This is a genomic window from Halorubellus amylolyticus, from assembly GCF_034808145.1.
Lineage (GTDB): Archaea > Halobacteriota > Halobacteria > Halobacteriales > Natrialbaceae > Halorubellus.
Window position 1 is genome coordinate 348096 of record NZ_JAXHGM010000004.1, and the last position, 14297, is coordinate 362392.

Annotated in this window: 12 protein-coding genes; 6 read left to right on the plus strand and 6 right to left on the minus strand. The window is 69.1% G+C overall.

Annotation, left to right across the window (positions count from 1 at the left end):
* Positions 1 to 22 precede the first annotated feature (22 nt).
* The 3 genes from SM754_RS12900 (at position 23) to SM754_RS12910 (ending at position 3151) form a co-directional block, all read left to right on the plus strand.
* Positions 23 to 1036 (plus strand): carbohydrate ABC transporter permease, encoded by a 1014-nt coding sequence (locus SM754_RS12900; protein WP_323676641.1) that lies wholly within the window; start codon positions 23 to 25, stop codon positions 1034 to 1036.
* Positions 1033 to 1929: a carbohydrate ABC transporter permease gene (locus SM754_RS12905; protein ID WP_323676642.1), complete on the plus strand. Its 897-nt coding sequence runs from the start codon at positions 1033 to 1035 to the stop codon at positions 1927 to 1929. The genes SM754_RS12900 and SM754_RS12905 overlap by 4 nt, the downstream gene beginning before the upstream one ends.
* 61 nt (positions 1930 to 1990) lie before the next feature.
* Positions 1991 to 3151, plus strand: a complete 1161-nt coding sequence (locus SM754_RS12910) for an ABC transporter ATP-binding protein (protein ID WP_323676643.1) — start codon at positions 1991 to 1993, stop codon at positions 3149 to 3151.
* 132 nt (positions 3152 to 3283) lie between these two features.
* Here SM754_RS12910 and SM754_RS12915 read toward each other — a convergent pair whose 3' ends face one another.
* The 4 genes from SM754_RS12915 to SM754_RS12930 form a co-directional block, all read right to left on the minus strand.
* Positions 3284 to 5011 carry a PH domain-containing protein gene (locus tag SM754_RS12915; protein ID WP_323676644.1) on the minus strand — a complete coding sequence of 576 codons (1728 nt, stop codon included), beginning with the start codon at positions 5009 to 5011 and terminating at the stop codon, positions 3284 to 3286.
* A 1-nt stretch (position 5012) separates the two neighbouring features.
* Positions 5013 to 5477 carry a PH domain-containing protein gene (locus SM754_RS12920; RefSeq protein ID WP_323676645.1) on the minus strand — a complete coding sequence of 155 codons (465 nt, stop codon included), beginning with the start codon at positions 5475 to 5477 and terminating at the stop codon, positions 5013 to 5015.
* A gap of 95 nt (positions 5478 to 5572) precedes the next feature.
* Positions 5573 to 6553 (minus strand): flap endonuclease-1, encoded by a 981-nt coding sequence (fen, locus tag SM754_RS12925; protein WP_323676646.1) that lies wholly within the window; start codon positions 6551 to 6553, stop codon positions 5573 to 5575.
* Between the two features lie 97 nt (positions 6554 to 6650).
* Positions 6651 to 8663: a S9 family peptidase gene (locus tag SM754_RS12930; protein ID WP_323676647.1), complete on the minus strand. Its 2013-nt coding sequence runs from the start codon at positions 8661 to 8663 to the stop codon at positions 6651 to 6653.
* A gap of 183 nt (positions 8664 to 8846) precedes the next feature.
* Between SM754_RS12930 and SM754_RS12935 the strand changes: the two genes are divergently transcribed.
* Both SM754_RS12935 and SM754_RS12940 read left to right on the plus strand, forming a co-directional pair.
* On the plus strand, positions 8847 to 10013 hold the full coding sequence (locus tag SM754_RS12935) for a cystathionine gamma-synthase (RefSeq protein WP_323676648.1): 1167 nt from the start codon (positions 8847 to 8849) through the stop codon (positions 10011 to 10013).
* 320 nt (positions 10014 to 10333) lie between these two features.
* Positions 10334 to 10786: an acyl-CoA thioesterase gene (locus SM754_RS12940; RefSeq protein ID WP_323676649.1), complete on the plus strand. Its 453-nt coding sequence runs from the start codon at positions 10334 to 10336 to the stop codon at positions 10784 to 10786.
* A 36-nt stretch (positions 10787 to 10822) separates the two neighbouring features.
* Here the strand turns inward: SM754_RS12940 and SM754_RS12945 are convergent, their stop codons facing one another.
* The gene (locus SM754_RS12945) at positions 10823 to 11875 is read right to left on the minus strand and encodes a S66 family peptidase (RefSeq protein WP_323676650.1); all 1053 of its coding nucleotides are present in this window, start codon (positions 11873 to 11875) and stop codon (positions 10823 to 10825) included.
* A 114-nt stretch (positions 11876 to 11989) separates the two neighbouring features.
* On the opposite strand from SM754_RS12945, the gene SM754_RS12950 reads away from it, so the two are divergent.
* Positions 11990 to 13630, plus strand: a complete 1641-nt coding sequence (locus SM754_RS12950; RefSeq protein WP_323676651.1) for a cryptochrome/photolyase family protein — start codon at positions 11990 to 11992, stop codon at positions 13628 to 13630.
* An 86-nt stretch (positions 13631 to 13716) separates the two neighbouring features.
* Here SM754_RS12950 and SM754_RS12955 read toward each other — a convergent pair whose 3' ends face one another.
* On the minus strand, positions 13717 to 14172 hold the full coding sequence (locus tag SM754_RS12955; protein ID WP_323676652.1) for a ferritin-like domain-containing protein: 456 nt from the start codon (positions 14170 to 14172) through the stop codon (positions 13717 to 13719).
* Between the last annotated feature and the right edge of the window lie 125 nt (positions 14173 to 14297).

Consider the following 14297-nt stretch of genomic DNA (forward strand, 5'->3'; position numbering starts at 1 on the left):
CGGCTCACCGACGCCCTCATTTATGCGTGATATAGCAAAAGACGCGAAACGCCTCGTAGGTCGTTCGAGCGGGTCCGACGACGACGAGGTCCGAACAGACGGCGGTGAGCCCGTCGATACCCAGGGGAGCGGTCCGGTAGCGGCGCTCAAGCGGAACCTGGCGAACCAGCAGTTCCGGAAGTCGATGCCGTTCTGGCTGCCCGCGTTCCTGCTGATGGCGTTGTTCGTGTACGGTGCCATCATCTGGAACTTCGCGCTGTCGTTGACGGACCCGGTCGGCCTCGGCTCGCCGGATTACTCGGACCTGGACTTCGAGATGTACGTCCAGGCGTTCTCGAACGACGCGTTCGTGAACGCGACAGTGAACACGTTCGTGCTCCTCGTCGCGTTCACGCTCGTGTCGCTCGCTCTCGGGCTGGTCGTCGCCATCCTCGTCGACCGGAACATCCGCTTCGAGAACACGTTCAGGACGATCTACCTGCTCCCGATGAGCCTGTCGTTCGTCGTGACCGCGCAGTTCTGGCTGTGGATGTACAACTTCGATAACGGCGTCGTGAACCTGTTCCTGGACGTCCTGCCGTTCGTCGACAGGGTCCGCTGGTTCTCGAACCCCGAACTCGCGCTTCCGGCGGTCATCTTCGCGCTCATCTGGCAGTTCAGTGGGTACACGATGGTCGTCTACCTCGCCGGACTACGCGCGATCCCGAACGAGCACTACGAGGCCGCGCGCGTCGACGGCGCGAGCACGATCAAGATGTACTGGCGCGTGATCGTCCCGCAACTGAAGGGGTCGACGATCTCCGCGACGGTCGTCCTGATGGTGTTCGCGTTGAAGGCGTTCGACTTCCTGTACGCGCTCCGCGGCACCTACCTGCCGTACAAGGGCACGGACATCTTGGCGACGTTGATGATGCGCGAGGCGTTCGGTAACGGGAACTTCGCGTACGCGGCAGCGATCGGCATCATGCTGTTCCTGCTCGCGCTCGGCGTCGTCGCGCCGTACCTCACCTACCAGTACCGGAGTGGTCAGCTATGAGCACCGAGACAGTCACGCCGGAGGAGACGGACGTCGGCGTGGACACCGACCGAGTTGCACTGTACGCGGTCCTCGGGGGACTGGTCGCGTTCTACCTCCTCCCGATAGAGACCGGGTTGATGACGTCCCTGAAGGCGGACCCGTTCTCGAACGCGCCGTTCCTCCCGCCCGTCGAGGGGTTCACGGCCGCGAAGTACGGGCGGGCGTTCGAGGCGCTCGGGCACGGGTTCGTGAACTCGTTCCTCCTGACGATCCCGGCGACGGTGCTGTCGGCGCTGCTGGGGAGTATGGCGGCGTACGGGTTGACGAACGTCGACTGGAAGGGCCAGGTCGGGATCTTCGCACTGTTCATCGCGGGGATCTTCATCCCCTATCAGGCGGTCCTCATCCCGGTATCGAAGTTCTGGGGGAGCATCGTTCCCCTGGAGACGTGGTTCGAGCCCATCTGGCTGTTGACGCCGGGTATCGAGCAGTACCACTTCAACATCTTGGAGCTCATCGTCACGCACGTCGCGTACGGGCTCCCGATCTGTACGCTCCTGTTCCGGACGTTCTACCTGGATCTGAACGACGAGATGATCGAGGCGGCGCGTCTGGACGGGGCGAGCATCGCACGCATCTATCGGCGGCTCGTCCTGCCGCTGTCGGGACCGATGTTCGCGGTGGTGCTCATCTACCAGTTCACGCAAATCTGGAACGACGTCCTGTTCGCGCTCGTGCTCGTCGGGAGCGGTGACGGCGCGATGGTGACGGTCATCCTCGCACAGCTCGGGAACAACCTGAGTAGCGTCGGTATCGGCCTGAAGATGGCCGGGGCGTTCCTGACGGCGCTCCCGACGTTGCTCGTGTACATCTTCTTCGGCGAGCAGTTCGCGGAGGGGGTCGCGACGTGACCCGAACACGTACCGTCCCGGCGAGAGAACGGACGAAGACGAACGACAGGAGTGATTACGTATGGCAGAACTGACGCTCGATAACGTTAGCAAGGTGTTCGTCGAGGACGACGGGAATCACATCGTGGCGGTCGACGAGGTGTCGGTCGACATCCACGACGGTGAGTTCCTCGTGCTCGTCGGTCCGTCCGGGTGTGGGAAGTCCACGACCCTGCGGATGATCGCTGGCCTCGAGACCATCACGGACGGCGAGATCCGGCTGGGTGGCGAGGTCATGAACGACAAGGAGCCGAAGGATCGGAACATCGCGATGGTGTTCCAGTCGTACGCGCTCTACCCGCACATGACGGTCCGCGAGAACATGGCGTTCGGGCTGGAGGAGTCCACGGACCTGGACGACGCCGCGATCGAGGAGCGCGTCGTGGAGGCGGTGGAGCTGATGGACATCGCGGAGCTGCTGGACCGGAAGCCCCGGGAGCTCTCCGGTGGCCAACAGCAGCGGGTGGCGCTCGGTCGCGCGATCGTCCGCGACCCGGAGGTATTCCTGATGGACGAGCCGTTGTCGAACCTGGACGCGAAGCTCCGGTCGACGATGCGGACGGAGCTCCAGCGCATCCAGGAGGACCTCGGCGTGACGACGGTGTACGTCACGCACGACCAGACGGAGGCGATGACGATGAGCGACCGTATCGCGGTGCTCGACGACGGTCGCCTCCAGCAGGCGGGGACGCCCCTGGAGTGCTATCACGAGCCGGCGAACGAGTTCGTCGCGTCGTTCATCGGCGATCCGGCGATGAACTTCTTCGACGTGGAGGTGCAGGGCAACCAGCTGCGGGCTCGTGACTTCACGTACCCGGTGAGCGACGAGATGCTGTCCGCGATCGGCGATCGGACGGAGCTCCGGCTCGGTATCCGGCCGGAGGACGTGACGTTGTCGTCGGATGCGGCGGCTGGCGCGCACGACTTCGAGACGGTCGTGGACGTGGTGGAGCCGATGGGTGACGAGAACAACGTCTACCTCACGTTCGAGACGGGCGGTGAGGTCGCGGAGGACGACGATACGTTCGTCGTCACGGTCGGCGGGATGCAGCAGGTCGAGGCCGGGCAGCCGGTCACGGCGCACATCCCGGCCGAGGCCATCCACCTGTTCGACGCGAAGACGGGTGAGTCGGTGAAGAACCGGTCGCTGGAGAACGTCGAGGCGCTCGGACAGCGCGTCTGAGCGCGCTCGCGGTGCGGTCCTTCTACGTGGTTCGTCCGCGCCGCGAGTGCCGACCGCGTCCTGGAGAGCCGGGGCAAGGAGCTCCGGCTGTGCGCGTCGATGCGTGGAGCTCTCCTGACGGGTTCGATAGTCTCAGCCGTCGTCGAGGTGGGCTTGCAGGCGGTCGCGGAGCTCGTGCTGGAGGCGGTCGACGTCGTCCGCGTCGAGGTCGTGGGCGGTGGCCGAGGACCGGGAGAGCGTCGCGGAGCTGGCGGTGTCGGCGACGAGCGACGCGAGGTCGCGGCGGCGCTGGAAGGGGGTCGCTTCGGCGACGACGGTCTGGAGGCGATAGTACGGGACGACGGCGGTGCGGCGGCGCCAGAAGCCGGTGCGGACGACGACGTGATCCTCGCGGACCGCGTACCCGCGGTGCGTCCACTTGAGGTGCGCGGCGGGTGGGACGGCGAGCAGGGCGACGGCGGGGACGTACCAGAGCGTGAACGACGGGTAGAGCTGCGCGGCGGCGTACGCGACGACGACGGCGGCGAGCACGACGAGCGTGTACCGGACCGCGTAGCGCTCCCTCGCGCGCTTGGGCGGGCGTTCGAGCGCGGGGTCGTCGTACGCGAAGAGGTCGTTGGCGAGGTCGAGGACGCGGTCGCGCGCGGCGACGGGAACCGCGGCTTGCGTGCCCGCGTTCCCGCCACCTCCGGCGTACCCGGCGGTCTCGACGTCGAGCGCGGCGTAGCCGAGCCAGCGCATCGGCGCGGTCTCGCGGACGGTGAGCGTCTGTATCTTGTCGGTCGGGATGGACCCGGAGTAACGCTGGAGGAGGCCGCGCTCGTAGACGAGGTCGTTCCCGCGTCGCCCGAGTTCGAACTCGTAGTACTCGAGGACGGCGAGGGCCGCGCTGAGGACGTAGCCGCCGACGAGGACGAGCGGTCCGGCGACGCCACCGAGGATGAAGTACTGGTCGGGCGTCATCGCGTTCGGGTCGATGTTCGCCGGGCCCCCGAACGGTTCGGCGGCGGCGAGCAGGACGTTCGTCGCGACGTCGCCGGCGAGCGGGAAGCCGACGAGCACGAAGATGAGCGACCCGAGCTGGAAGTTCGTCGCGGCGAGCACGAGGAGGTCCACGAACTCGAGGGCGAGCAGCCGGTCGTAGTCCTCGTCGTCGCTCCAGACGCCCGCGGGGTCGTCCCAGTCCTCGGCGCCGTGCGCGAGTGCGTCGTCGTGCTCGCTGTCGCGGGCGAGCGCGTCCTCTCGGCTCGCGCTGGTGGACGCGTCGTCGCGCGTGGTTGGACCGTCGGCGCTCCCGGGTGTCGACGGGGCGTCGTCGACGGCTTCGATGCCGGACGTGTCCGCGTCCGCGCTCGGTGTCGGCGTGGTCGCGTCCGCGCCGTTGGTCTCGCGGAGCCGAGCGCGGCGTTCGCGGATGCCGCGCTGGATGGCGCGCGCCTCGTCGACGTCGACGACGGAGAGCGTGGCTTCTGTCGCGCCGCCGCCGGCGGTCTCGACGCGGACGACGGCGACGTCGAAGAGCTGATGCAGGACGTTCTGTTGGACGTCGACGTTCTGGATGCGGCGGATGGGAATCTCGCGTTCGGTGCGCCCGAGGACGCCCTGGGCGACGTCGAACGTGTCGGGCGTGAGTTCGTAGGAGAACCGACGGTACGTGAGGTAGCCGTACGTCGCTCCGAGCGCGAACCCGAGGGGGGAGAGGACGGCGAGGAGGTCGGTGGCGGGCAGCGAGACGCCGACGACGTCGCCGAGGACGTCCCCGCCGACGAACGCGAGGAACGTCGGGATGATGAACCCGTTCACGCCGTAGGAGAGCGCGCGGATGACCGCCGAGAGCGGGTGGAGGCGTTCCATGGTCATGCTAGACCGCGTCGTCGGGTTCGGCGTCGACGGCGAGTTCGCGGAGTTCGTTCCGGAGCGTGCGCGCCCGGTCGACGGTGAGCCCGGGGATGGTGACGTCGGCGCCTCTTGAACCAGCGGTATAGACGACGACCCTGGAGATGCCGAGTGCGCGGTCGAGTGGCGTGCGCTGGGTGTCGACGTGCTGGACGCGGACGTAGGGGACGGCGGTCTCGACGTGCGTGACGACGCCGCGGACGAGGTGGAGCGCGTCCGCCTCCAGGTCGAACCGCCAGCGACGGTAGTGCGCGAAGGCGTGTGCGATGCCGAGGACGGCGACGAGCGTGAACGCGCCGACGACGACCGGGACCTGCGGCAGGCGGTCGACAAGGACGGTGGCGCCGTACGCGAGAGCGGCGAGGACGGCGGCGAGGATGAGCGCGCGCAGCGACCACTGCAGGCGGACGCGCTCGTGTAGCGTCTCCATACGTCGGGCGTCACGCCGGAGGGACTTGAAAACGCGTGACTCGTTCGCGATGCTCGCGACGGCGGCCGGCGTCCGGTGGGAGCCCGTCGGCCCGCTCAGGTCCAGTCGTCGAGCCCGGTCTGCGTGAGGGCGTCCTCGATGCGCTCGAAGCCGCGCGCGACCTCGTCGGCGGGGACCTCCCACTCGTCGGTGACGTACGCCTTCGCGGCGTCGACGTCCGGCGATATCGCGGTGTCGAACGCGTAGTCGCTCGTGACGTCCGGGTCGAAGAACAGCTCGCGGACGAGGTCGGCGTTCTCGACGACGACGTCGTCGTGCTCCATGACGCCCCAGAGGTCGCCGTGCTCGCGCACGGCCTTCAGTGCCGTCTTCGGGCCGTACCCGCGGACGCCGTCGTTGAAGTCCGTGCCGCAGAGGATGGCGACGTCGACGAGCTGTTCGCGCGTCAACTCGAGGTCCGCGAGTGTTCGCTCCAGGTCCATTCGCTCGGGGTCCCCCTTGCTCGTGAGCTGTCGGAGCGTGACGGGTGCGCCGAACAGGAGCGCGTCGTAGTCCTCGGTCCCGACGTAGTCCGCGTCGCCGCGCGCCGCCATGTGCGCGGCCTGCGCCTCACCTTCGGCGGGCGCCTCTATCACGGGGACGTCGAGGCGGTCGAGGAGTTCGCGACTCGTCTCCTGGATGACGTCCGTGAGGCGCTGCGTCGCCGAGTCCAGGCGCGCGACCTCCGCCGCGTCGCCCTCCTCGCGCGCGTCCTCGAGCTGGTCCTCGAGTTGCTCGCGTTGCTCGCGGCGCTCCGCTATCTCGTCGGCCTTCAGCTCGCTGGGGCCGCCGTCGAACACGAACACGGGCGTGAGGTCGTGCTCGAAGAACTTCGGGAGGCCCTGCACGATACCGACGAGGTTCGCGACCTCGTCGCCCGCGCTCGTGGTGTACACCGACTCGTTCGTGAACCGTACCGTCGTCGTCAGGTACCGGTACAGCCAGTTGTGCGCGTCCACCGCGACCACGCCCGGGTCGAGGTCGTCCCAGGGCACCTCCTCGATGGTCGCGAGGTCGCGCAGGTCTGCGTTCCCCATTGTCGACGTGGCGTACGTGGCGGGGGACAAAGAGGCCGGGGTTCCCGCGTCGACCCTGATGCCGGGGGTCTCACGTCGACCCTGGGGTGGCCTGCGGTCACTCGACGTCGACGCGGACGCCGGCGTCGCGGAGCGCGGCGGCAACCGCTGGGACGTCGCAGTCGAGGACGCCGCGGACGTCGAGGTGCGGGTCGTACGGTGCGTCCGCGTCCGTCGCCCGGTCGCGGAACCGCCGAACCGGTTCGCTCGCGTCGATGCGGCCGACGCCGGCGACGTCGTCCGGGCTCGCGGCGGCGGCGTAGAGCGCGTGAGACGCGCCGACGCCGTCGCCGAGCAGCGCCACGTCCGCGCTGTCGACGCGCTCGCGGAGGAACTCGCACGCCGACAGCACGTCGCGGACCCGCATCTCGAACAGCGAGTCGTCCAGCAGGGTCGCGTGCAGCGAGAGCGTGTGCGTCGTGCCGTTGACGCCGTCGTACTCGGGGTCACCCCACGTCGCGGGGAGCGGCCGCTGCCGGGTCGCGCCGACGCCCCGCGGGTCGAACGCCAGCGCCGCGCCGTGCTCGCGGGCGAGCGCGGCGAGGTCGTCGGTTCGCGCGGGGAGTTCGGCGGTGCCGTCCTCGAACAGGACCACCGCGGGCGTGCGTGCCGTCGCCGCCGCCGTCCGCTCTCCGCACTCGCCGTCGGTGACGAGGACGCCCGCGACGACGACGTCGGGGTCGTACTCGCTCTTCCAGAAGACGCGTTCGACGGCGAGGTCCTCGTGCTCGTCGCGCGCGACGACGCGCGGATGCAGCGGCGCGTCGCCGCGGTCGAGTTCGAGTCGCTCGCGGACGCGTCCGAGCACCCCGTTGTGCCCGTCCGCGGAGCGATCCGTCGCACCCTTCGCGTCCGCGTACGCCGCGACGAGGTCGGTGAGCGTGCGCTCGTCGTCGTAGTGCTCGCGGACGCTGCCCTCGGGCGTGCACGTGAGCGCCTCGCGGTCCAGGACGTCGCGCTCGGGGTCGCTGTCGGGGTCGAACGCGGTACCGGCGAGTTCCCGGCAGAGGAACGCGAGGACGCCGGGTATCTCGCGGACGGCGGCGTGGTCGGTGTCGGCGACGCGGAGTTCACAGGCGTCGACGGCGTCGTAGCGGTCGTAGACGTCCTCGATTCGGTCGTAGGCGTCGTGGACGCCCTCTATCGGGAAGAAGTCCGAGCGGGCGGCGCCGACGCACAGCGGCGTCGGCGCGAGCCCGGTCGCGAGGTCGTCGACGCCGATGCCGACGGCATCCGGCGCGGTGAGTCCGTCGGGAATCGCACCGGCGAGCACCTGCTCGTGGTCCATAGCGAACCCGGCTCGGAGGGCGTCCTCGCGGTCGCAGACCCAACAGCAGGGTGCGACGGCGGCCGGCCGGTCGTCGACGAGCGCGAGGTACGCGGTGAGCATCCCGCCGCCGCTGGTGCCGGCGATCCCGAGGCGGTCGGCGTCGACGTCCTCGCGCGCCGCGAGGTGGTCGAGCGCGCATCGGCCCTCGTGGACGAACCATCGCGCGACGTTCGCGCCGGCGTACCCCGCGGCCTGTCCGGCCTTCGAGTGCGCGTACACGCCCGAGCCGTGAGCCACCGGGTAGACGTCGTGGTCGGGGTACTGGTCGCGTTCGCCCTGTCCGGGCGGGTCTGCGATGAGGACGGCGACGCCGTGCCGTGCGAGTTCGGCGCCGGTGCGCTGGTTCAGGCCGTCGGCCTTCGGGTACGGGTGATGGCCCCCGGAGAGGAGGACGGCGGGATGCGGGCCGTCGCCGTCGGGGACGTAGCAGTTCGCGGTGACGTGAAAGTCGGGGAGCGGTTCGAGCACGAGGCGTTCGACGACGAAGCCCTCGCGCTCGATCGTGCCAACTCGGTCGACGGGTACCGCGTCGGGGCGGTCCGGAAGGCCGCCGACGGCGTCGAGGAACGCCTCGCGAACTCGCTCGCGACGCGCCTCGAACGCCGCGACGGTCCCGAGGTCGCGCTTCGTCGCGCGCTGGCGAGCGCACGCCTCGCTCGTCCGCGAGAGCAGATACCGCCTGCACTGGTCGGCGACGTCGTGGTAGCCGTCGACCCCGTCCTCGAACCCCTCGACAGTCATGCGTACGTGTCGTCTCGCACGGGCGACCCGGAAGTATCTCCCGGCGGTACGCGACGTCGTCTCACGCCCGCGTCGCCGTGGCCGCGCGTGTTCGACGCGTCGACGTCGACGACGCGGGCCGAGACTCAACCGGGGCGTTCGGGGAACGCAAGAGGTACCTGCGGGGCGTGCGACGCTGCTCGCATGGACGACGACGACGCGTTCCGGTTCGAGACGCGGAGCATCCACGCCGGCCAGAAGCCGGACGAGGAGACTGGTGCGCTCATGACGCCGATTCACGCGAACTCGACGTACGAGCAGGACGCCCCCGGCGAGCACCGCGGGTACGAGTACTCGCGGACGGGGAACCCGACCAGGACGGACCTCGAGGACAACCTCGCGAGCCTGGAGGGCGGCGACCACGGACGCTGTTTCTCGTCGGGGATGGGCGCAATCAACACCGTCCTGAACCTCCTCGAATCGGGCGACCACGTCGTCACGGGCGAGGACGTGTACGGTGGCACGCACCGCATCTTCACGCAGGTGTACGAGAAGTACGACGTCGAGTTCACGTTCGTCGACATGACCGACGTTGACGAGATCGCGGCGGCGATGCAGGAGAACACCGAACTCCTGTGGCTGGAGTCGCCGACGAATCCCCTGATGAGTATCGTCGACATCGAGGCGGCGTCCGAGGTCGCACACGACCACGACGCGCTCTGTGCGATCGACAACACGTTCGCGACGCCGTACCTCCAGCGGCCGCTGGAGCACGGCGCGGACATCGTCTCGCACTCGCTCACGAAGTACCTCGGCGGGCACAGCGACGTCGTCGGCGGCGCGCTCGTGACGGACAACGCCGAGCTCGACGAGCAGTTCGGGTTCTACCAGAACTCCGTCGGCGCGACCCCGGGACCGTTCGACTGCTTCCTCGTCCTCCGCGGCACCAAGAGCCTCCCGGTGCGGATGGACCGTCACTGCGAGAACGCGCGCGACCTCGCCGCGTGGCTCCACGACCACGACCGCGTCGACGAGGTGTACTATCCCGGTCTCGAATCGCACCCGGGCCACGACGTCGCGGCGAAGCAGATGGACGACTTCGGCGGGATGTTGAGCTTCGAGCTCGACGCGTCGCTGGCGGAGACGAGCGAGTTCGTGAGCGCGACGCAGGTGTTCACGCTCGCGGAGAGCCTCGGTGGCGTCGAGTCCCTCATCGAGCAGCCCGCGCCGATGACCCACGCCGCCATCCCGCGCGAGGAACGCCTCGAAGCGGGACTGACCGACGGGCTGGTGCGCGCGAGCGTCGGCATCGAGCACGTCGAGGACCTCAAGGCCGACCTCCAGCAGGCGATGGAGTACGCGCTCGACTGACGCAGCTGCGACGCCGAGACCACGCCGCCAGCAACGACTACCGTACCGCGACCGCTTCTGTTGCCGATACCCCGAAATCACCGCACCGCTGCCTCGTCCTTCCCCTGCCGACTGTCTCACGGCCGCGCCGTTCGACAACGAGGCGGCTGCGACAGCGCCACCCGGCGGCCGAACGCTCGATTCGACCCGGCGACCGGGCCGCGAGCGGCCCGCGCGGAACTGTGTGCGTGCGGCAAGCAGGGGGGAGGTGGGTGCGGTGGGGTGGTCGCGGTGAAGTCGTCTCGACACCCTGAAACGAGTGCCGCGTCACGTCTCGAGATATGCCTACGCTGATGGATACGCACATCCGGAATCGTCACATCGTGAACCCGAACGACGCGAACATCTTGGAGACCGCGCACGGGGGGAACGTGATGATGTGGATGGACGAGGTCGGGGCGATGAGCGCGATGCGGTTCGCGGGCCATCAGTGCGTGACCGCGCGCATGGACCAGACGAACTTCCGCGCGCCCATCCCGCAGGGGGACGCGGCGCTCGTCGAGGCGTACGTGTTCGACGCCGGTGAGACGAGCGTGAAGGTGCGCGTGAAGGTGTTCCGCGAGAACCTCCGGACGGGCGAGACGGAGTTGACGACGGAGAGCTACATGGTGTTCGTCGCCATCGACGAGGACCGCGACCCCGCCGAGGTCCCGCAGCTGACCGTCGAGTCCGACCAGGGCGAACGGTTGCGCGAGGAGGCTCTCGCCGGTCACAACGGGAACGCCGACGACTGAATCCGAGGGGAGGGACCGGCGATCAACGGCTCGCAGTCAGGGGAATCGGATGGATTCCTCGCGCGGGTCGATCTCGACCTCGCCGCCGATGGGGATTGGACACGTCGGGTACGTGTGCCCGAACTCGCAGTCGAGGACGACGGGGGCGTCGGGGTTGTACGTCTCGAGGACGTCGGTGATGGCGTCGCGCTGGCGCTCGCGGTAGTCCGCGCGCCACTCCGGCGGGTTCTCCTCGACGTGGCTACGGGCGGCGGGGCGGCCGACGAGGACGCCGTCGAAGCGCGCGAGGAGGCCGCGTTCGCCGAGCGCGCGCAGGTTCGCCTGGACGTACTCGGGGTCGGGGACGCCTTCGGCGGTCTCGAGCGCCAGGATGGCGCCGTCGAGGTCGCGCTCGTCGGGGAGGTAGCGGTGTGCGAGGAACTGTTCGACGAGCACCTCGTAGCAGCCGCCCCAGATCCGGCCGGAGACCGGGTCGTCGCCGCCCGCCCACGTCCGGCCGTCGTGCTCCTCCAGCTCCCGGCGCTCCTGGATGGCGTCCGGGTCCTCCCAGTCCCCGGCTTCGTCCGTGAACACGTCCGCTTCGGTCCACTCGCCGATGGCGTCGTCGAAGAGCGCGCGAGAGAGGTGGTCGACGGTGTAGTCGAACATCGCGCCGTCCATCGCGTACTCGGTGAGCGTGGACCCGCCGTAGTACGACACGATACCCCGGTTCCAGAGGTAGAGCGCGAGGTTCGTGTTGTCCGACCACCCGTAGAACCGCGTCGGGTGCTCGCGGAGGACGTCCGGGTCGAGGTGCGGGAGGATCGTTATCTGGTCGTGCCCGCCGATGTTCGCGATGACCGCGGATATCTCGGGGTCGCGGAAGGCGTTCATGACGTCCTCGGCGCGGGCTTCGGGGTTCTCGGCGAGGTACTCGGGGTCGGCGGTCGCGGTCGGGTACTCGACGGGGTCGAGGTCGAACACCTCCCGCATCCGCTGGAGGCCGAGCTCGTAGACGTGGTTCGCGAACTCGGGGTTCGTGGACGCTGGCGCGACGAGGGCGACCCGGTCCCCGGGCTCGACCGGCGGTGGGGTGACGAAGTCGGGCATACGCCCGTCGTCTCGCTCCCCCGTCTTGAACGTACCCGTGGCGTGTCAGGGGATGCCAGGGTACCGAACAGCGTCGGCCCGCAGGCTAACACCCATCCGTCCCAAGTCGGGGGCATGAACGTGCTCGTCATCGGGGACCAGCTCACGACGCGAGCGGGGCCGCTCGCGGACGCGACGCCCGGCGAGGACCGCGTCGTCCTCGTCGAGTCGACCGGGTTCGCGCGCCGGAAGCGCTACCATCCCCACAAGCTCGTGCTCGTGTTCGCCGCGATGCGCCACCTCCGCGACCGCCTCCGCGACCGCGGGTTCGACGTCGACTACCACCGCGTCGACTCCTTCCACGCCGGGTTCGAGGCGTACTGCCGGGAGCACCCCGACGAGGACCTGGCGACGATGCGGCCCGCGAGCCACGGGTCGGGGGCGGCGCTCGTGGAGACGTTCGCGGACGCCCGCGACGCGGTCGCAGGGGCTGAGACCACCACGGGCGGCGAGCCGTCGGCGCGCCTCCTGGTGCGCGAGAACGAGACGTTCCTGTGCTCGCCCGACGCGTTCGACGACTGGGCGGCGGACGAGGACGGAGAGGTCCCCGAGTCGTTCCGCCACGAGGACTTCTACCGGTGGATGCGCGAACGCACGGGCGTCCTCGTCGACGACGGCGACCCCGTCGGCGGCGAGTGGAACTTCGACGACGAGAACCGCGAGTTCCCCCGGCCCGAGGAGCGGTTCCCCGCCCAGCCCGACCACGGCGTCCGCGACGACCCCGTCGTCCGCGAGGTCGCCGAGTGGGTCGCGAGCGAGTTCGAGACGTGGCCGACCGTCGACGACGGCGCCACCATCGTCGACGGCGGCGAGACGCCCGGCGACGGCGCCGACCTCGCGCCGTTCAGGTGGCCGGTGACGCGCGAGGGCGCGCTCGCCGAGCTGGACGCGTTCGTCCGCGAGCGCCTGCCCGCGTTCGGCCCCTATCAGGACGCGTTGATAGAGCGCTCCTGGCACCTGAACCACTCGCTGCTCTCGCCCGCCGTCAACCTCGGGCTGCTCTCGTCGCGCGAGTGCGTCGACGCCGCCGTCGACGCCTACCGCGACGACGGCGCGCCGGAGGTAGCGGTCGCGAGCGTCGAGGGGTTCGTCCGGCAACTGCTGGGGTGGCGCGAGTTCGTCCGGCACGTCTACCGCCACGGGATGCCCGCGATGGCGGACGCGAACCACCTCGATGCGACCGAGGACCTCCCGGAACTGTACTGGACGGGCGACACCGACATGGCCTGCTTGGCCGACGCGGTCGGACACGTCCGGGAACGCGGGTACGCGCACCACATCGAGCGCCTGATGCTCCTCTCGAACTTCGCGACGACGTACGGCGCCGACCCGCACGAACTCAACCGCTGGTTCCACCTCGGGTTCGTCGACGCCTACCACTGGGTGACGACCCCGAACGTCGTCGGGATGGGGACGTTCGCGAGCCCCGCACTCTCCACGAAACCGTACGTCTCCTCGGCCAACTACGTCTCGAAGATGAGCGACCACTGCGCGAACTGCGCGTACGACCCCGACGAGACCACGGGCGAGGGCGCGTGCCCGTTCAACGCGCTCTACTGGGACTTCCTCGCCGAACACGAGGACGACCTGCGGTCGAACCACCGGATGGGGCTCGTGTACTCGCACGTCGACCGGAAACGCGAGAACGACGACCTGAGCGACGTCCGCGAACGCGCGAGCGAGCTACGCGACCGCGGCGCGAGCGGCGACCTCTGACGGGAGCGACTCTTGGAAGGGAAGGAGAGTCGAAGAACGAGGGAATCGAGCGTCGGTTCCGCGACGACCGGGTCGCTGGCCCGCTGCTAGTCCTGCTTGTACTCCTTGCGGAACCCGCGGAACTCCGTGCGGTGGGCCTCCTCGTCGGCGAGGAGCGTGACCGCGAGGTCCTCCGTGACGGGGTCGTCGGCCGCCTCCGCGGCGTCGACGAGAGCGCGGTACGTCGCGATGGCGTCCTCCTCAGCCTCGAGGACGCCCTCGATGACGGAGAGGACGTCTGTGGAGTCCTCGGGCGGCTGGAGGCTGTGCTGGTTCGCCTGGAACTCGGCGCTCCCCGGCGGTGCCTCCTCCAGTTGCTTGAGGCGCTCGCCGAGCTGCTGGGAGTGAGTGAGCTCCTCCTGGATGTCGGTCTGGAGGCTCTCCTTGATCTCCTCGGCGCGGACGCCGTCGAGGACGATGGCGTTCGTCTGGTAGTTCATCACGGTCTCGATCTCGTCCTGGTACGCCTTCTTGAGGAGTCGGATTACTTCCTGATCTGCCATACGTGATGGTACGGTGCCACCCCACTTAACGACTCGTCCAAGACACACGGCGGTGTTCAGATAAGCACTGAAAAGTGAGGAACGGCATTTTCGAAGTGTTCTATGCCAGAAAACGCCGTCCTCAA

What these genes read in the sequence shown, in the direction of transcription:
- SM754_RS12900 (WP_323676641.1), top strand. Translation starts at nt 23, where the DNA reads ATGCGTGATATAGCAAAAGACGCGAAACGCCTCGTAGGTCGTTCGAGC.
- SM754_RS12905 (WP_323676642.1), top strand. Translation starts at nt 1,033, where the DNA reads ATGAGCACCGAGACAGTCACGCCGGAGGAGACGGACGTCGGCGTGGAC.
- SM754_RS12910 (WP_323676643.1), top strand. Translation starts at nt 1,991, where the DNA reads ATGGCAGAACTGACGCTCGATAACGTTAGCAAGGTGTTCGTCGAGGAC.
- SM754_RS12915 (WP_323676644.1), bottom strand. Translation starts at nt 5,011, where the DNA reads ATGACCATGGAACGCCTCCACCCGCTCTCGGCGGTCATCCGCGCGCTC.
- SM754_RS12920 (WP_323676645.1), bottom strand. Translation starts at nt 5,477, where the DNA reads ATGGAGACGCTACACGAGCGCGTCCGCCTGCAGTGGTCGCTGCGCGCG.
- fen (WP_323676646.1), bottom strand. Translation starts at nt 6,553, where the DNA reads ATGGGGAACGCAGACCTGCGCGACCTCGCGACCATCGAGGAGGTGCCC.
- SM754_RS12930 (WP_323676647.1), bottom strand. Translation starts at nt 8,663, where the DNA reads ATGACTGTCGAGGGGTTCGAGGACGGGGTCGACGGCTACCACGACGTC.
- SM754_RS12935 (WP_323676648.1), top strand. Translation starts at nt 8,847, where the DNA reads ATGGACGACGACGACGCGTTCCGGTTCGAGACGCGGAGCATCCACGCC.
- SM754_RS12940 (WP_323676649.1), top strand. Translation starts at nt 10,334, where the DNA reads ATGCCTACGCTGATGGATACGCACATCCGGAATCGTCACATCGTGAAC.
- SM754_RS12945 (WP_323676650.1), bottom strand. Translation starts at nt 11,875, where the DNA reads ATGCCCGACTTCGTCACCCCACCGCCGGTCGAGCCCGGGGACCGGGTC.
- SM754_RS12950 (WP_323676651.1), top strand. Translation starts at nt 11,990, where the DNA reads ATGAACGTGCTCGTCATCGGGGACCAGCTCACGACGCGAGCGGGGCCG.
- SM754_RS12955 (WP_323676652.1), bottom strand. Translation starts at nt 14,172, where the DNA reads ATGGCAGATCAGGAAGTAATCCGACTCCTCAAGAAGGCGTACCAGGAC.